The sequence below is a fragment of the Wolbachia endosymbiont (group A) of Udea olivalis genome, assembly GCF_964028365.1.
Taxonomy (GTDB): Bacteria; Pseudomonadota; Alphaproteobacteria; order Rickettsiales; family Anaplasmataceae; genus Wolbachia; species Wolbachia pipientis.
In genome coordinates, this window is the sequence record NZ_OZ034773.1 from 958,055 (window position 1) to 975,729 (window position 17,675).

Genomic DNA, 17,675 nt, shown 5'->3' on the forward strand with positions numbered 1-17,675 from the left:
GATTACAAATAATTTACCATTTCTTCTGGTTTCACTATCCTTTCAAACTCTTCCTCAGTGAGCAGTTGAAGTTTTGCTGCTGCTTCTTTTAGAGTGATATTTTCTTTATAAGCAAGCTTCGCTATTTTTGCTGCATTGTCATACCCTATATGCGTATTTAATATAGTGACCAACATCAACGACTGATTCAGTAAATCTTTTATCCTCTCTTCATTTGCTTTAATACCAACTACACATTTTTCTGTAAAATTTAAACTTGCGTCAGCTAAAAGTCTTATAGACTGCAAAACATTGTAAATTATCACTGGCTTAAACACATTCAATTCAAAATGACCGTTTGAACCACTAATGGTTACAGCAACATGATTTCCCATAACTTGAGTGCATACCATAGTCACCGCTTCACACTGAGTTGGATTCACTTTACCTGGCATAATTGAAGAACCAGGCTCATTTTCCGGTAACATTATTTCCCCAATTCCGCATCTTGGACCAGAACCAAGCAGCCTTATATCATTTGCAATTTTCATTAAACTGACTGCTACTGTATTGAGTGTTCCACTGAGCTCAACTAAAGCATCATTTGCTGCTAGCGCTTCAAATTTATTGCCTGCTGAAGTAAATGGAAGGTTAGTAATTCCTGCAACTTGCTTTGCAAAATCTTCAGCAAAACCCTTTTTAGTATTGAGTCCCGTGCCAACCGCAGTGCCACCTTGTGCAAGCTCATATATATCACTTAAAGTTGATTTTACTCTCTCTATCCCCTTTTTAATCTGGGCTGCATAGCCAGAAAACTCCTGTCCTAGTGTTAGGGGCGTTGCATCTTGCAGATGAGTACGTCCTACTTTTATTATATCTTTAAATTCCTGAACCTTATTATCCAGCACCTTATGCAATTTTTCAAGATTTGGAATAAGCAAGCGGTTTATCTGGTCTGCTGCTGCTATATGCATTGCTGTTGGAAAGGTGTCATTTGACGACTGACCATAATTCACATGATCATTTGGATGTATCGGAGATTTACTACCCAAATTACCACCTAAAATCTCTATTGCGCGATTGCTGATCACTTCATTCATATTCATATTAGTCTGCGTTCCGGATCCGGTTTGCCAAACAACAAGCGGAAATTCATTATTAAATTTGCCATCTATTACTTCCTTTGCGGCTGCGCAGATTGCGTCCCCTACCTTATTATCTATGCTACCCTGCTTCATGTTAACATGTGCTGCTGCAAGTTTTACTATTGCTAATGCTTTAATCAGAGGCTCTGGCATTTTTTCTGTGCCAATCTTAAAATTTTCTAAAGAACGCTGAGTCTGCGCTCCCCAGTAATGTTCACTTGGTACTTTTACTTCCCCTAAGCTGTCTGATTCTATTCTCGTCTTTCTATCCATATTTTCCTCCTGGTGTTATGCAAACTGGTTCACTACATAATTTTTTCATGCCTACTTCTTGGTTAATTAAATCATACTAGATCCAAGTAGTCAAGTGTACGAACATTGCAATTTTCAGGTAACTTGCATGGTAGATGTACAACTGTACGAACATTGTCTAGCAGGAGGGTGTCATCCCAGCGCCCCTATGATGTCATCACAGTGCTTGACACTTGGATCCAGAAATTTTATTAAGTTGGTAAGCATAAAAGTAGCCGTTTTATGTTAAAATACAACGTTTTGATGATTATGAAAAGGCTGGATCCCAGTGTCTGGGCACTGGGATGACACCATCTGCCACGCAAATTGCCTGCAAATTGCAATGTTCGTACAGTTGTGTGGTAGATGCAAGTAGCTGACACTGGGATTTGTTGTGTTTAACAAAAACAAATGTTCGTACAAATATATTCTAGTTATATGATAAAATAAATGAAATTCACATCTTAAAAGGATCATATACATCGATTTCCTTAGAATTACTCTTTTTCAATTTTTCACTTAATAATCTTAAAATAGGCTGTAAATCACCATTAATTGATAAGCACAGCACTTCTTTATTGAGATAATTAGCTAGGTGATTCTTCTTTTCCAGAATTTCTGCTTCCCTCAATAAGTCGCATTTGTTTAATACTACAATCTCTTCTTTTTCAACAAGATCACTATTGTAAAGTTCCAATTCATTATGGATACAACTATAAGCCGAAACAACGTCATCGTGAGTTACATCGATTAAATGAAGTAAAATTTGACACCTTTCTATGTGCTTTAAAAATTTATGCCCGAGCCCAACTCCAAGGTGAGCATCAGTAATTATTCCAGGAATATCTGCTATTACAACTTCGCTATCATCCACTTTTACCATGCCTAAATGAGGTCTTACGGTGGTAAATGGATAATCGCCTACTTTTGTATCGGAATTTGAGCAGCGAGTCAAAAATTTTGATTTACCTGCGTTTGGCATGCCAATAATTCCAACATCTGATAAAACTTTTAGTTTTAATAATACATGTTTTTCTTCGCCAGGCTGACCGTAAGTAAAATGTCTTGGTGCCTTATTAGTAGAAGATTTAAAATTAGTATTTCCAAGTCCACCTTTTCCACCCTGTGCTACTTGAAATTCCATACCAGGCTTGTCAAGGTCTACTATTATCTCTTCACTTTCTTCATCAATTATTTGTGCACCGACTGGAACTTTAAGTATAACGTCTTTCCCTGCTGTGCCAGATCTATCCCTGCCTGCACCATTTTTTCCACTATCTGCTTTAATGTGTCTTCTATAACGAAAATGAAGCAAAGTGTTGAGATTAGCGTCGCTGATGAAAACTATGTTTCCACCCTTTCCTCCATTACCACCATTTGGACCACCAAATTCAACGAACTTTTCTCGACGAAAACTTGCACAGCCATCACCACCGTCACCGGCTTTTAAACACAATTTTACTTCGTCTATAAAACCCATGCTAACCCACGACAATATTTAGCATCCTTTCCTAACGTGCTTTCTATTCTCATTAGCTCATTATACTTCGCGAGTCTATCAGAACGCGATAGCGACCCGGTTTTTATTTGCCCGCAATTTGACGCAACTGCTATATGAGATATTGTTGTGTCTTCTGTTTCACCTGAGCGATGAGAAACAACAGCTTTATAGCCATTTGATTTTGCCATTTCAATTGCATTAAACGTTTCTGTTAACGTCCCTATTTGATTTGGCTTGATCAGTACAGCATTTGCCATTTTTTCCTCTATTCCTTTACGTATTAGTTCACAATTTGTAACAAATAAATCATCCCCGACCAATTGAATTTTATTCCCTAGTTTTGCAGTAAGCAATTTCCAGCCTTCATAGTCGTCTTCACTCATTGCATCTTCTATAGAAATTATTGGATATCTTTCCACAAGGTTACAATAATATTCGGTTAACTCTTCTGAAGTAAGCCCCTTACTTTCAAATTCGTAAATTCCATCTTCATAAAAAGTAGATGAAGCAACATCAAGGCCTAGTGCAAAATCACTTTGCGCTGAATAACCTGCTGATTCTATAGCGTATATGATCAAATCAAGTGCTTCTTCAGTACTTTCAATATTTGGTGCAAAACCACCTTCATCCCCTACATTTATGCTATAACCTTTTTTCTTAAGAATGCTACGTAAGTTGTGGAATACCTCCGCAGATATTCTAATCGCTTCGCTGAAAGTCTCAGCACCGACCGGAAGAATCATGAATTCTTGGAAATCGAGCTTATTGTCTGCATGTACTCCACCATTAATTATGTTAATGAGTGGAACCGGCATAACACTCGTCTGCTTTCCTCCCAAATATCTATATAGCGGCATTTTGAAACTGTTTGCTGCTGCTTTTGCAACTGCAAGAGACACACCCAAAGTTGCATTTGCTCCAAGTTTTGATTTGTTTTTTGTTCCATCCAGTTCAATTAATGCTTTATCAATTGCATTTTGGTCCGCTGCATTCATTCCAATGATTTCATCTGCTATTATCCCATTTACAGCTTGAACAGCTTTCAGCACTCCCTTACCACAATACCTTTTCTCATCTTGGTCCCTGAGTTCCAAGGCTTCTAATTTACCAGTTGAAGCTCCAGAAGGTACAGATGCCCTGCCTATTGCGCCATCACAGAGCTCAATTTCTACCTCAATAGTGGGGTAACCCCTGCTATCTAAAATTTCTCTTGCAAATACGTTATTGATTATCTTATTCATTACATTAAACCTTAACTTCCGCAATAAGTGCTGCAGTTTCTTTTGCTAGCTTAGCTATATTACTACCAGCACCAATAAATAATACTATATCACTTGGACTTGTCGAATCACTAATAAAATGTGAAATGAGCAAAGCATCATTCATAATTTTTGTGTTATTAAATCCATTACTGATTAAAGCTTTTTGTATATCATCAATCCCACAACCAGGAATAGGATTGTCTTCTGGGGGATGAACAGGAGTGAGGATGACATAATCAAACATCATGAAAATTCGTATGAATTCATCAAAAAAATTACGAATGCGGGCAAAACGAAGTGGTTCGATAATTCCTATTACTTTTCCTTTAGTAATCGAACGTGCAGCCGTTAAAGTTGCATATATTTCATTTGGATGATGGGCATAATCCTCAATTAACTTAACACCTTTAATATCGGCAATCAAAGAGAATCTTCTTGCTACTCCTTGAAATTCCAAAAGGCCTTTTTTAATCTCTGCATCGCTAATTCCGAGCTTTATCGCAACTGATATTGCAGCTAGGGCGTTGCTTACTTTGTGAATTCCAATTGCATTTGATAGTACTATGTTTTTTAAAGGGCTGGATCCCAGTGTCACGCACTGGGATGACATCTCTGTACACTTTCCTTTTGTCATTCCAGCACGTAATGCTGGAATCCAGTTGTTCAACACATCAAATTCTATGCTGTTAGCATGCTGTTTAATGTTGCTGGCTCTTATGCTACCATTCTCAAACCCAAACGTTATAGAATTACCCGCATCATAATCGATGTCTACAGAATCAGGTAAAACTGCAGAACCTGCATTATTCACGAATTGGGAAAATGCATTTTTGATATTATCAAATGTGCCGTAATAATCTATGTGGTCATTGTTGATACTTGTTATGACAGCAATCTTTGCAGGGATTTTTAGCATAGTTCCATCAGACTCATCAGCCTCGATCAGAAAAGTGTCACTCCCTCCAAGTTTGAAGTTGCTCTTATAGGAATTTAATATCCCTCCTACAGTTACAGTCGCATCAATGCTAGAATGATCAAAAATGGAAGCAATCATAGCGGTTGTTGTTGTCTTTCCGCTTGAACCTGAAACCGCTATCACATATTTATCTCTTAAAAGTTCAGCAAGCATGTTTGATCTATGCAAAACGATTTTATTGTTATTTTTTGCCGCAATTAACTCCACATTATCAGATTCTATCGCAGAAGAATATACAACTATTTGAGCTTGGCTTATATTATCAGCATTGTGACCAATGTAAACTTCTATACCCAGCTTTTGTAATCTATCTACATTGTTGTTTGACTGCGCATCACTGCCTTGAACTTTGTAATTGGAATTGTGAAGAATTTCAGCAATGGCACTCATTCCGATTCCACCTATACCAATAATATGTATTATTCCTTCTTGAGTTTTGTTAATATTTAGCAGTAGATGTTTACTCATTACTAAATTTATTATAGTATAATTTAAAATCCTCATAGTATCGAACCCTCTTACCGAATACAATGATAAAAAACCTAGCCTTCCTATGTCTAATATTCGTTTTGATGAGTAGTTGCAGTTTTAGCAACAGGTTTAATTGCACTGCAGGTCATTACAAAATTGGCAGCAGCTACACAATAAATGGTATAACTTATTATCCAAAAAACTGTAAACACTATGAAGAGATAGGGACAGCGTCGTGGTATGGAATAGAAGATCATGGCACGCTTACAGCAAATGGTGAAGTGTTTAACCGTCACTTGATCTCTGCAGCGCATAAGACTTTGCCCCTACCCTGCTTTGTTCTTGTCACTAATTTAGAAAATGGAAGAAAGCTTGTTACAAGGGTTAACGATAGAGGACCATTTATTGAAGGTAGAATAATAGACTTATCAGAAAAAGCAGCTCAAGTCTTAGGATTTCATAAATCTGGGCTTGCAAAAGTAAAAGTCCAATACCTAAGAAAGATGTCAGAACAATTGATACAAAATACTCCTCATTACAGAAAGCAGTATGAAAAAGAAATACAGAAACGTCACCCAAAACAAGACAGTGCAGAAAGTAAGGGATATGTTGCATTTTTTAAAAGTGCTCAGGCTGCTAAATCAGCTGCATCAAAGCTTCGCAATCAAGGAATAAAAAATGTTAGATTGCTTTTTAAGAACGATCAATATTGCGTGAAAGTGAGTTATAGGTAGTGGTGAGTGCAGAATTTGAAAAATTTGGTTAATGTCAGAAACGCTGGCTAACTATTGTAAGTTAAAAATGTGATATAAAAAAGATATCAACAATTTATAGCTATACCACCGCGATATCTCTTAGCCGCTAACACGTAGCGGAATGACGAGCTTATCGTCACGCCACCGCTAACCGTCATACCGCGATTTATTCGCGGTATCTCAGCCGCTAACAAGTAGCGAAATGACAGCAATCCTACGTCATGCCGCCGCTAACCGTCATACCGCGATTCATTCGCGGTATCTCAGCCGCTAACAAGTAGCGGGATACTTGACCTTTACAGGAATGACAGTTGTCGTTTAGCTATAAATATTAAGAAATTTACCAAATAAAAAAAAAGGCAAAGAAACCCTAGGGTAGCTAGTATTCAAATTCTCCCTTGTCTATTTGACGTCTTTTACTGTCTTAAACACTTTATAAGCGCGTTTCGGCTTGTATAGGTAGAAACCTAAAAGTTTTATAAAGACATGAGGTGCACATAGTGCAAAAAATTAAGCATGATTTACGCCAAATACATTAAGTTTTTTGTCATTAATCCACTGCAGAGATTGCGAAGATAAATAAATAGCTTCAGTTTCATGATAAGAGGGCTGGCGGAGTTTGTCAAGTAAGTTTTTCGTTTCATCCAATGCGCTGCCAAAAGTTTGTTATGCAAGAATGCACTAGCCATTTCTCACAGATTCATTTAAACTTAATCAAGTAGGAGTATTATTAACGCGAAAAGAGTTTAATTAGAGATTTAAGTGATATGGCGCGTGAGGAAGATATAAACCAATTAGTAGAAAATGGATTTGATATTAACTCAAAAGATGCAAGTGGAATCACTCTCTTGCACAAGTTCACAAAAGAAGGTGATTTAGTTGGAGTAAAGTCATTACTAGAGCACGAAGCTGATTTCAATGTCGTAGACAACGAAAATAGAAATCCACTGCATTATGCCATTATGCATGGACACAAGAAAGTTGCTAAACTTTTTGTTAATCAACTGACAATTAATTCCAAGGATAAAAATGGATTTACTCCACTGCACCTTGCTGCACTACAAGATGACACGGAATTAATAGATTTTTTGATAACAAAAGGCGCAAAAATTAATGAAAAAGATGTCAAAGAGGGCTATACTCCTCTTCATATAGCTTCACTATACGGTTCTAAAAAAAGCGTCCAAATTTTAATTGATAGCGGAGCAAATCTCGAATGTGAAGATAACAATTTTCGTACTCCTTTGTTTTTAACCATTTATCAATGCACCGCACATTATGACAGCAGAGCAGAAATTATAGAATATCTGATAAAGAAAGGTGCAAATATAGAAGCCAAAGATGCAGAAAATAACACTACGCTTTTCCTAGCAGCGTATAACAACAAAATGCAAATAGTAAAGCTTATTGCAAAAAAACAGCAAGCAAGTAACGATAAAATTAAACTTAAAGAGTTTTTTTGCACAAAAAACAATCATGGTTTTGATGCATTAGATTGCGCTATTGAGCATAATAATAGAAAAATGGTAACATTTCTTGTATCAAAAGGAATAGATGCAAATGATCAAGATTTTAATGGCAACGCCAGGCTGCATAAAGCTAGCCATAATGGTAACACTAAAACAGTTAAGCTCTTATTGAGGCTTAAGGTAAACATTAATGCTGTTACTAAATGTAACAGAACTCCCTTGCTACTGGCAGTTAAAAAAGGCCATACAAAAATTGTGAAAATGTTATTGGAAGTTAGAGCCAATATGAACATTTGTGAGCAACAAGGTTTTGCACCTCTACATCTTGCTGTTCAAAAGGATTATTTTGATATAGCTCAGCTATTAATAGAAAAAGGTGCAGACCTTAACATTAAGTGTAATAACGGTCATACCGCAATAGATATGTTCATTAGCAAGGCTCATAGCAAAAAAAACATCGAAGAAAATTACAAAAAATTTTGCAGATTTTTGATGCTTTACCTGAAAGAGCTACATAGTAAACACAAAGCCTGTTGTATACTTTCAACCCTAGCTCTAAGCCTAACAATTATAGGCTTACCATTTATTTTCAAGCCTATTATTAAATATAGAGAAAGAAGTAAAATATATAAAAAAACTAAGGCTATGCTGGTCTACATTTAAGTACAAGAAGAGTATACAAAAAATACATAGCCAAAGCTAATATATGACAATTATCTGCTCGATGAAAACGAAATTAAATACATTTTTAATATTTTTATAGAAATCTATTAGTATAGATCTATATGCTGTTCTAATGGCTATTTTTAAATGCTTAATACTCCTCTTCATTATTTCTTGCACACATCTACCTACCAAGCAATATCCTATTAACATAGACAATTATAAGCACGATTATCCGTTGCAACAATATAACACCTCTTTGGAGATTAATGAACCGGCAATACCAGAAATTATGCCTTTACCAATAGAGTTTCCCGATCTCACAATCAGTAATCAGCTTATTTCTATTAATGTTAGTGAAGAAGTATCAGTAAAGGATTTGCTGATTGAGATAGGAAAACTTTCTGACGTTAACTTGGATATGGACCCAAAAATATCAGGTAATATTATTTTAAAGCTAAAAGATAAGGATATAAACGAAGTAATTCAGAGTATAGCAAATAGCGCCAAACTGCGTTACTCAACAAGTAATGGTGTAATTAGAATTGAGCAGGACTTGCCATACGCACAAAATTATTACGTAGACTTCATCAATATTCAACATTCTGCTCAAAGCAGTTTCGTCATTAATAACAATATTACTAACAGTGATGGAAGTAACGTTGATAGGGACTATAACAATGTTATGAAGTCTCAATACAGTAGTGACTTATGGAATTCATTAGAAAAAGGCTTGAATGCAATAATGGATGTTAACGGGGTGGATGATGGCGAATTCCTTTCATCCAACAGAGAAGCTGGTGTTATTATTTTGAATGCTAGAAAAGATATCCACAAAGCTGTTGAAGAATATATTAATAAGGTTAAGAAGTTAGCGTCTTCTCAAGTAATGATAGAGGCAAAAATAGTTGAAGTTGTGCTAGATGACAAATACCTTTCTGGTATGAACTTAAATGACTTACAAGATGGAACTAAGTCTATAATAAATCAAGATAACTCCATTATTAACCTAGCAATGAACTTTGGTGCAAATGATCTAGGAGATTTAGTAAAAAATTTAGACAAATTTGGCACTTCAACTGTAATTTCAAGCCCCAGAGTACATGCTATAAATAATCAGCAAGCGATGATTTCATTTACTAAAAACCATATTTATTTTACCTCCGATATACAAAAAGATACTAGAAACTCTAATCAGACCTTAATTACCAAGATGAATAGCGTCCCAATAGGTGTTGTGCTAATAATCCACCCAAGCATTAACATTGATACTAGTGAAATATTCATGGATATACATCCAACTTTATCAAGAATTAACGGCTACACTAAAGATCCAGATATAGAGTACGTCGCACAGCAGAGTAAAATGAAATTAAATAGCGACATTCCAATTGTTGAAATCAGAGAAATGAACTCTATGTTAAAAATTAAGAGCGGTGAAATTATGGTAATCGGCGGGCTTATAGAACATAGAGAAGATAAGCAAAGCTTATTGCATCAGAAATCAAAAAGGCTAGCGAATAATATTAGAACAGTAGAAACTGTCATTTTTTTAAAAGCAACAATCGTACCAACATTTGGTTTGTTAGATAGAAAAGATAAGAATTTATATATATATTAAATTATCACTAAAAATTAAATATCAAACCAACTTCAATATTGTGAGTAGATATGTCATCTGCAACAGGTATCGGAACGCTAAAGTAACGATAGCCGAGAAAGGTTTTGATTTCTGGGATTATTGAATAATCAACACCAAGTTTTATTTGATAAGCAAACCAAGGAACATTCAGTGGCATTGAATTTTGGGGTGACCCATTAATCCTTTTTAATCTAAAAACTGTTGGTCCTATACCAAGACCGATGTACGGAGCAAATTGTGTATCCTGAACGCTGGGATTATAATAGAAGTTTAACAAAAACGCAAATATACTTGCTGATTTATCAAATACCGGAGGAGAATTACTATCTTCAATATTGGCTATAGAATACGCGGCTTCAAAATCAATTTTACCATTTTCTCCAGCATAGTAACCTAAAGACATGCTGCTAAACCACTGGAAATCAATTTTACCATCAAATTGCTGTATACTTTTAATTTCATCTGCCACTATATTTTTTATTATAAAACCATAATGACTTTCAACTAAAGTTAGGACTCTCTCCCCTATTGCCTTTATACCCTTTACAAATATTTCTGAATTATCATGGTATACCTTACCACCGTTAGCGCTAACATAAAAATCAAGTTTTTTTGATTTTTCTTTTGTAGGCTCAGCTTGATCTGCAATACGTGACCACATATTTTTCTGATCAGCTACTTGGAAAACAGAAGGTGGACTACTTTCAAGTTCTTGATATTTTATTGGTATTTCTTTTGCAGTAACCTCCTCAGAACGTATCACACTTTCATCATTGTCTGTTTCTAATTTTAAGGGTTGTACTTGCTCAATGTGTGTACTATTACTAATATAAGTAATAAAAAAATAGACACATGGAATGAAAATTAAAAATAAAGCAATAGATATTTTAGTTATCACAAATGAACCCATAATTATCATTTATAGTATAACTACTATATCATATATTTCTTTAATGTACAAAAAATTAAGGTAAGATACTTCCGATTAGATAATTATTTTCCACTCCTTTAACATTAACTTTCACAATACTCTTGGCTTGAGCTTTTGGTTCAAGCTTTACTAATGCAAAATTTTCTGTTCTACCGATATGATTTTGCTCAACCAGAACGCTTTGCTCGGTGCTGAGCAAAGATTGATAAAAACTGCTCATCATTTCCTTATTCACCTCTCTTAGGTGCTTTACCCGTTCTTTACGTACATTTTCTGGTATTTGCGGCATCCGTGCAGCAGGTGTATTTTTCCGCTCTGAATATGGAAAAGCATGTAGGTAAACTACATTTATTTTTTTTAGTAGATCAACCGTATCCTGAAACATTTCATCAGTTTCTGTTGGAAATCCAGCAATAATATCAGCGCCAAATGCTATATTAGGTCTCAAGCTCTTCATTTTATGATAAAATTCTATCACTTGCTCTCTGTTGTGACGACGCTTCATTCTCTTTAGTATTAAATTATTACCAGATTGTAGACTCAAATGTAAATGAGGCATAAGTCTTGACTCATTAGCTATTAAATCCATTAATTCGTCGTCAACTTCAGCAACATCGATAGAGGAAAGTCTTAGCCTCTTCAACTCTGGTATATCCTTTAAAACTCTCCTAATCATTGAACCAAGTGATGGCTTACCCAACAAATCTGTACCAAAGTCAGTAATATCAACCCCTGTAAACACTACTTCTTGATATCCATTTTCTACAAAGATCCTGATTTGCTCTATAATACTGTTTATTGGCACAGATCGATTATTCCCTCTTGCCTCAGTAATTGAACAAAATGTGCAGCTATGATTACAACCATTTTGAATTTCAATAAATGCCCTTGACTTATCTTCAAATCCATTAATTAGAACAGGTTCTACTTGGTTATCACTGACCAAGATTTTATCGTCATTTAGTAAGTAATTTTCAGCTTTTAGCTTATCTTGATTACCGAGCACTTTACTTACACCAGGAATGCTACTGTAAACTTCTGGATCCAACTGAACAGCACAACCAACTACGATAATTTCTTTATTTGGATCATTTTTGTAAATCTTACGTATCTTTTGCTTTACCTGACGTTCTGCTTCGTTTGTCACTGCACAGCTATGCACCACAACAACATTTTCTCTCTTTGCTTTTTTTAATGCTTCTTTGATTAACTCGCTCTCGTAAAAATTTAGACGACAACCAAATGTTATCACTTCATTCATGTTAGTATTTTTTGCTTTAATAGACCTAAATTATATCAAATATCCAAGCAAAGTCTCTTGCATGACTATTTTTTTGTAAATAAATGCTATGCAAGCAGCAGACACTGGGATCTCAACGATTTTCACTCAGACACAGTATCACTCCTTTGCTTATTATAGTCTTTTGACCTTTTTAAGATACAATCCGGATTGGATACTGAGTTGGTGAGTATAAAAGTATAGCTTCTACGTCATACCGCTGCGGTATCTCTTAGCCGCTAACAAGTAGCGGGATGACGATTGTCGGTGAATCTAAGTTACCTTAGCTACATTTCTAGCTGTAACTATAAATGTATGGATTTTTTATCGTGCCATGTTATAATTAACGTCTTGCTAAAAATTAAATATTGATGAATGAACTAAGAAAGTTAAGTATTACACAAATGCATGACGGGCTCAAAAAAAAGAGTTTTTCTGCCGTTGAACTCGTAGAGGCGCACATCAGTGCGGTTGAAAATGAGAAATTAAATGCATTTATAACAAAAACCCCAGAGATAGCAATGAAAGCTGCTAAAGCTGCAGATGAATATTTCTCTAGGCAAAAGGATGATTTAATCTCGCCGCTCATGGGTGTACCAGTTGGCATCAAAGATCTATTCTGTACAAAAGGAATAAAAACAACAGCATGCTCAAAAATGCTGGAAAATTTCGTTCCGACTTACGAATCTACGGTGTCTGACTTGCTTTTAAAAAGTGGAGCAGCCATGCTCGGTAAGCTTAATATGGATGAATTTGCTATGGGTTCTGCGAACACAAACAGCTATTTTGGCCCTGTCGAAAATGTGTGGATTAGAAAAAGTGATGGGGAAAAAGTTGTTCCTGGTGGATCATCTGGTGGATCTGCAGCATCGGTGGCTGGATTTTTATGCGCTGGAGCACTAGGGAGTGACACCGGTGGATCTGTACGCCAACCAGCAGCTTACTGTGGAGTAGTTGGAATAAAGCCAACTTATGGAAGATGCTCGCGTTTTGGTATGATTGCATTTGCGAGTTCTCTAGATCAAGCAGGAGTCATTACTCGTTCTGTCTCTGATTCAGCATTAATGCTGGAAGCAATCTGTGGCTATGATACAAAAGATTCAATATCAAGTAGAAAGCCAGCACCTAAATTTTCCAGCTTTATAAATGGTGATGTTAAGGGTAAGCGTATTGGTATACCAAAAGAATATAGGATGGATGGAATTTCAGAGGAAATAGTCCATAATTGGGAGAAAGTTGCTTCCTATTTAAAAGAAAATGGCGCTGAAGTTGTTGACGTTACTCTGCCACATACTAAATATGCAATACCAGTCTATTATTTAATTTGTTCTGCTGAAACTTCATCCAATCTTGCTCGTTATGACGGTGTGCGTTATGGGTTCAGGGTTGATGCTGATACCCTTGAAGAAATGTATTCACTAACAAGAGCAGAAGGTTTCGGTAAAGAGGTGAAAAGAAGAATTTTAATTGGCGCTTATGCGCTTTCTTCAGGTCATCATAATGAATATTACGAAAAAGCGCAGTGCATTAGGGCATTAATCAGAAATGATTTTATAAAAGCGTTTGAAAAAATAGATTACATACTTGTGCCATCTGCTCCAACAGAAGCTTTTGGCTTAAATGAAAAGCCAGATCCGCTAATTATGTGCATCAATGATGTGTTTACTGTGCCGGCAAGTCTGGCAGGATTGCCTGCTATTTCTGTTCCTGTTGGGCTCTCCAATGAGGGTTTACCACTTGCCTTGCAAGTGATTGGAAATTATTATGATGAAGCTGGAATATTAAATGTGGCAAGTGTGATAGAGCAAAATTGCGGCAGAATAATTAGACCTCTTGCATAATCTATTTTTTGATAGTAATTTTTGCATTAAAATTTGCTTACGCTCCTCAACGTACTCTATGGTTCCATTTTTAGATGAATAGCAAAAACAGGGTATATTAATCTGTTTACAAAATTTTCGTGTAACAGTTCACACTTAATTAAACAGACTGAATTCTGTAATTTTGGGATGTTGAAAAATTTACCTCACGTTGTCATTCCAGCGCATAACGCTGAAATCCAGATTTATAGAAACGAAAAAACTTGCTTGACACCCTTCGCCAACCCCCTTATTATGATGTGTAGTACAATGATACAAATTAAGAATTCCCCCATCCTGTGCTGGTTCTTCGATCTGAAATCCTACTTCTACCTGATCACAACCAATGTTAATTTGTCCTATTAATGCTTTAATAATGCCGCGCTTAGTTTGCCAATCTAGCTGTTCCAGGTTCGATTTTACACTAGAATAAAAATTCTTTATGCTATTTATAATAAGACTTATTCCTTTTTCTACTGCCTTCTGATCAACTACCTTTTTTTTCTCTTCTTCTATCCCTTGTAAGCGTTCTTTCATTTTTCTCATTGTCTGTTTAAATTCTTCCTCGCTTATATATCCTTTCTCTCCTGCATTTTCTTGACTATAATAATCTTCCATTAATTTTTCGATACCTTCTTTTATTTGATTTTCTCTTCTTGCAAACTTTTTCTCTGATGATTCATCATTTTTATTTTCTAATACTCTACGTTGGTATTCCTTTTTTATCATCTCTGGGTTTTTTAGTACATCTTTCACCTTTTCCCATACTGACCTTACCCAGAAAAAGTGGAGAGAAAGAAAAGAGTTTTTTTGGGTAAAATAAAATTTTGGAGGATTAGAAATGGCAAGAGAATATACGGCAGAATTCAAATTGGAAGCTGTTAAGCTGGCAAATGAACAAAGAAAGGTAGGTCAACCAGTTGCAAAAGTAGCAAGAGATCTAGGAATAAGGGATAGTGTATTAGGAAAATGGATGAAGAAATATAACGAAAAAAAGTCAGCGGCAAATGCATTTCCAGATGTAGCACCTTATGACAAAGAGAGATTTGATTTACAGAAAGAGTTAGCAAAAGTAACAAGAGAAAGAGACATTTTAAAAAAAGCCCTGGCCAGTCAAAAAGAGTAAAATATTTTTTCATAAAAGAGCATAGTAAACACTATAAAGTGCAGGAATTATGTAGGGTTTTCTGCTAGTGGCTACTATAAGTGGACTACAAGGAAAATAAGCAGTAGAGAATCAGCAAATAAAGAGTTATTAGCAGATATTCAAAAAATATATCAAGCTTCTAAATGTAGATATGGAGCTCCTAAAATTCATGCTGAATTAAAGGCTTTGGGTAAAAGTTGCAACTTAAAAACAGTGCAAAGTATTATGCAGAAAAATGGTATTCAGGCTATATTGAGAAGAAAATTTAAAATTAAGAAACAACAAACGGACAGTAGCTCCCAATATATTAGACCAAAACTTTATTGTCGATCAACCAAATAAAGTATGGGATTACTTATATAAAAACCAAAGAAGGATGACTATATTTGGCAACAATAATCGATCTATATTCACGCATGGTAGTTAATGAGCAGTTCAATAAATAAACAATTGGTTATGGACTCTTTATTAATGGACGTTAACAAGCGTAAACCTGCCAAAAATCTACTATTACATAGTGATCAAGGTTCACAATATACTTCGCAAGGTTATCAATATCTCTTATCCATAAAAAACATAGATGAGTCATAAAGGTTGTTGTTACAACAATTCTGTTGTGGAAAGCTTCTTTAGCTCATTGAAAAGAGAAATACTTATTGATACTTCACAACACTCTGCTCAACAAACTAGAACTGCAATATTTGAATACATAGAAATTTTTTATAACAAACAACGTCACTATTAACTATTGCATTCCTGAGCATTTTGATTCATCATTCTCTTTGTGAAAAACATTCCAAACTTTCTCTCCACTTTTTCTGGGTAAGGTCACATGTCAATGGCTCCATAAGTTCACATTCTATTCCCAAACTTTTTTTAACTAACTTTAAAATCATAGAAAATACTGTCGAAAAAGGAAGTTTTCTTGTTCGTGTAAAACTCAACACAATGGATTTTCTGAAAAGTTTTCGAGTATATTATATTTTTAATTTGTAGAATAAGGTTTTTTCCTTTTTGCATATTTCACCTAAAAAGGACACATTTTAGACTTCTTTGTTGAAATAAAACAGAAACAAAAGTGCTGTCCCTTGCACTCTTTGGATAATTTAATGATAAAAAATTTGGAGAGAAATTTTATACACTATCGCTGATATTTTTCCTTAAGTTGACGCCATTGCCTGAACGGATACATGACAAATCTATCGTTTATCAAATCGTCGGTAAGCCTAAAGCTATAGCCATTAAGCACGATAAAGAAAATCATTCATAATCGCTATAGCAACTAGTGTAGACACTTGACGTTCCTTGTGATTTGATAAATAGAGGTTTTTATCTGACTTCACAACAAGGGCTTCTGGATGACTTTGAAAGTGAACATTACCATGCTTATCTTCAATAGCCTCTATTACCCCCTCACTGGAAAATGCTGCAACTTTATATCCAAGTGACTCCAATTTTCTTCTATTTTCTGGTGTATTACTTACTGCTCCTGAATGAGCATCTGGAAAATATGTTGAAAACCAGCCATTTTCATTAGGTATTAGGAATTTGGCTACTACTTCTGCTAAACGACTATTTGGAACGATCTTTATCTGCTGGAGAGGTACATCCTCTTTCTGTGGATTAGGTGCTGATTTTAAATGAGATCTTCGTTTCTCTTCATCACTCACAACACTCACTACTTCAATTCCCTTTGCATTCATTATGCCTTCACATATGCCAAGCAAATGAATTACAGGGTTATCATCCACTATTTTTACAATTGCTTCAGTAACAAGCTGGCGACAAGGAGTGGGTGCTGAGTGTAAATTATCCGGAATAAATATTCTATTTATTTTGTGCTCTTTAACAAACTTTGCAACTTCAACTTTTATTCGGTCTAATGTTAGCTTCTTTGCCAATGTTTCATCTTGTTTTGCGAGATTAAGTGACTCTGTCTGAATTTTTTTAAGGCTAATTATCTTATTATAATCAATCAGTACAGTCTTAACCCCAAAGTTATTAAACATCTCATAGATATTTTGAGATAGCCCAAGTTCATGTGCTTCTTCCGTTTTCAACAAACCAACAACTACGTCATTATTTACTGTATTTTCTGCCGTCAAGACAGTTGACACTGGTTCTTCTTTTCTGGTTACATGTTGAGATGCCGGTTTTTCACTAACGCCAGCATAAGTAATATTGCTTAATAATAGAACTATAATTAATAAGATATTAAATAGTTTATTATAATATTTATATACTATGACTTGCCTCCCTAATATTTATATTACGATATAGAGTATTTTATAACAAAAAGGCAAGT

At 35.3% G+C, this 17,675-nt stretch carries 15 protein-coding genes and 1 pseudogene; 7 read left to right on the forward strand and 9 right to left on the reverse strand.

All coding sequences use genetic code 11. From position 1 onward, the window contains the following. Positions 1–2: 2 nt before the first annotated feature. The 4 genes from fumC to murC all read right to left on the reverse strand — a co-directional run bounded on the left by fumC (position 3) and on the right by murC (position 5,658). A complete protein-coding gene (fumC, locus tag ABWU32_RS04415; RefSeq protein WP_015588948.1) occupies positions 3–1,397 on the reverse strand; it encodes a class II fumarate hydratase in 1,395 nt (464 codons plus the stop codon). 475 nt (positions 1,398–1,872) lie between these two features. Then, entirely contained in the window at positions 1,873–2,895 is a 1,023-nt protein-coding gene (gene cgtA, locus ABWU32_RS04425) for an Obg family GTPase CgtA (RefSeq protein ID WP_174515741.1), read from the reverse strand. Then, on the reverse strand, positions 2,883–4,157 hold the full coding sequence (eno, locus tag ABWU32_RS04430) for a phosphopyruvate hydratase (protein ID WP_353278400.1): 1,275 nt from the start codon (positions 4,155–4,157) through the stop codon (positions 2,883–2,885). The genes cgtA and eno overlap by 13 nt, the downstream gene beginning before the upstream one ends. A gap of 4 nt (positions 4,158–4,161) precedes the next feature. Beyond that, on the reverse strand, positions 4,162–5,658 hold the full coding sequence (gene murC / locus ABWU32_RS04435; protein WP_353278402.1) for a UDP-N-acetylmuramate--L-alanine ligase: 1,497 nt from the start codon (positions 5,656–5,658) through the stop codon (positions 4,162–4,164). 26 nt (positions 5,659–5,684) lie between these two features. Between murC and ABWU32_RS04440 the strand changes: the two genes are divergently transcribed. From ABWU32_RS04440 to ABWU32_RS04450, 3 genes are all read left to right on the forward strand, one after another. Then, positions 5,685–6,359 (forward strand): septal ring lytic transglycosylase RlpA family protein, encoded by a 675-nt coding sequence (locus ABWU32_RS04440; RefSeq protein WP_015588944.1) that lies wholly within the window; start codon positions 5,685–5,687, stop codon positions 6,357–6,359. Positions 6,360–7,147: 788 nt separating this feature from the next. Then, positions 7,148–8,512 (forward strand): ankyrin repeat domain-containing protein, encoded by a 1,365-nt coding sequence (locus ABWU32_RS04445; protein WP_141457199.1) that lies wholly within the window; start codon positions 7,148–7,150, stop codon positions 8,510–8,512. 133 nt (positions 8,513–8,645) lie between these two features. After that, positions 8,646–10,133, forward strand: a complete 1,488-nt coding sequence (locus tag ABWU32_RS04450; RefSeq protein WP_015588942.1) for a type II secretion system protein GspD — start codon at positions 8,646–8,648, stop codon at positions 10,131–10,133. A gap of 7 nt (positions 10,134–10,140) precedes the next feature. Here ABWU32_RS04450 and ABWU32_RS04455 read toward each other — a convergent pair whose 3' ends face one another. Together ABWU32_RS04455 and mtaB are read right to left on the reverse strand one after the other, a co-directional pair. After that, on the reverse strand, positions 10,141–11,052 hold the full coding sequence (locus ABWU32_RS04455; protein ID WP_141457201.1) for an outer membrane protein: 912 nt from the start codon (positions 11,050–11,052) through the stop codon (positions 10,141–10,143). 67 nt (positions 11,053–11,119) lie between these two features. Then, positions 11,120–12,346 carry a tRNA (N(6)-L-threonylcarbamoyladenosine(37)-C(2))-methylthiotransferase MtaB gene (mtaB, locus tag ABWU32_RS04460; protein ID WP_015588940.1) on the reverse strand — a complete coding sequence of 409 codons (1,227 nt, stop codon included), beginning with the start codon at positions 12,344–12,346 and terminating at the stop codon, positions 11,120–11,122. A 389-nt stretch (positions 12,347–12,735) separates the two neighbouring features. On the opposite strand from mtaB, the gene gatA reads away from it, so the two are divergent. Continuing rightward, positions 12,736–14,205 (forward strand): Asp-tRNA(Asn)/Glu-tRNA(Gln) amidotransferase subunit GatA, encoded by a 1,470-nt coding sequence (gene gatA, locus ABWU32_RS04465; RefSeq protein WP_015588939.1) that lies wholly within the window; start codon positions 12,736–12,738, stop codon positions 14,203–14,205. Between the two features lie 180 nt (positions 14,206–14,385). Here gatA and ABWU32_RS04470 read toward each other — a convergent pair whose 3' ends face one another. Further along, positions 14,386–14,979 (reverse strand): hypothetical protein, encoded by a 594-nt coding sequence (locus ABWU32_RS04470; RefSeq protein WP_227738582.1) that lies wholly within the window; start codon positions 14,977–14,979, stop codon positions 14,386–14,388. An 85-nt stretch (positions 14,980–15,064) separates the two neighbouring features. Between ABWU32_RS04470 and ABWU32_RS04475 the strand changes: the two genes are divergently transcribed. The 3 genes from ABWU32_RS04475 (at position 15,065) to ABWU32_RS04485 (ending at position 16,115) form a co-directional block, all read left to right on the forward strand. Continuing rightward, positions 15,065–15,349, forward strand: a complete 285-nt coding sequence (locus ABWU32_RS04475) for a transposase (RefSeq protein WP_038198869.1) — start codon at positions 15,065–15,067, stop codon at positions 15,347–15,349. A gap of 147 nt (positions 15,350–15,496) precedes the next feature. Further along, on the forward strand, positions 15,497–15,712 hold the full coding sequence (locus ABWU32_RS04480; protein ID WP_245836010.1) for an IS3 family transposase: 216 nt from the start codon (positions 15,497–15,499) through the stop codon (positions 15,710–15,712). 238 nt (positions 15,713–15,950) lie between these two features. Continuing rightward, complete coding sequence (locus tag ABWU32_RS04485) at positions 15,951–16,115, forward strand: IS3 family transposase (protein ID WP_081600771.1); 165 nt, start codon at positions 15,951–15,953, stop codon at positions 16,113–16,115. A 67-nt stretch (positions 16,116–16,182) separates the two neighbouring features. On the opposite strand, the pseudogene ABWU32_RS04490 reads toward ABWU32_RS04485, so the two are convergent. Further along, positions 16,183–16,390, reverse strand: a pseudogene (locus tag ABWU32_RS04490) (IS4 family transposase); the annotation flags it as partial. Positions 16,391–16,611: 221 nt separating this feature from the next. Then, positions 16,612–17,475, reverse strand: coding sequence for a gamma-glutamyl-gamma-aminobutyrate hydrolase family protein (locus ABWU32_RS04495; protein ID WP_015589047.1), 864 nt, complete (start codon positions 17,473–17,475; stop codon positions 16,612–16,614). Positions 17,476–17,675 lie beyond the last annotated feature (200 nt).

Bases quoted from the DNA above. Each gene is read 5' to 3' on its own strand.
- mtaB (WP_015588940.1), bottom strand. From the start codon at position 12,346: ATGAATGAAGTGATAACATTTGGTTGTCGTCTAAATTTTTACGAGAGC.
- ABWU32_RS04485 (WP_081600771.1), top strand. From the start codon at position 15,951: ATGAGTCATAAAGGTTGTTGTTACAACAATTCTGTTGTGGAAAGCTTC.
- ABWU32_RS04445 (WP_141457199.1), top strand. From the start codon at position 7,148: ATGGCGCGTGAGGAAGATATAAACCAATTAGTAGAAAATGGATTTGAT.
- fumC (WP_015588948.1), bottom strand. From the start codon at position 1,397: ATGGATAGAAAGACGAGAATAGAATCAGACAGCTTAGGGGAAGTAAAA.
- ABWU32_RS04440 (WP_015588944.1), top strand. From the start codon at position 5,685: ATGATAAAAAACCTAGCCTTCCTATGTCTAATATTCGTTTTGATGAGT.
- ABWU32_RS04450 (WP_015588942.1), top strand. From the start codon at position 8,646: ATGGCTATTTTTAAATGCTTAATACTCCTCTTCATTATTTCTTGCACA.
- cgtA (WP_174515741.1), bottom strand. From the start codon at position 2,895: ATGGGTTTTATAGACGAAGTAAAATTGTGTTTAAAAGCCGGTGACGGT.
- gatA (WP_015588939.1), top strand. From the start codon at position 12,736: ATGAATGAACTAAGAAAGTTAAGTATTACACAAATGCATGACGGGCTC.
- eno (WP_353278400.1), bottom strand. From the start codon at position 4,157: ATGAATAAGATAATCAATAACGTATTTGCAAGAGAAATTTTAGATAGC.
- murC (WP_353278402.1), bottom strand. From the start codon at position 5,658: ATGAGGATTTTAAATTATACTATAATAAATTTAGTAATGAGTAAACAT.
- ABWU32_RS04475 (WP_038198869.1), top strand. From the start codon at position 15,065: ATGGCAAGAGAATATACGGCAGAATTCAAATTGGAAGCTGTTAAGCTG.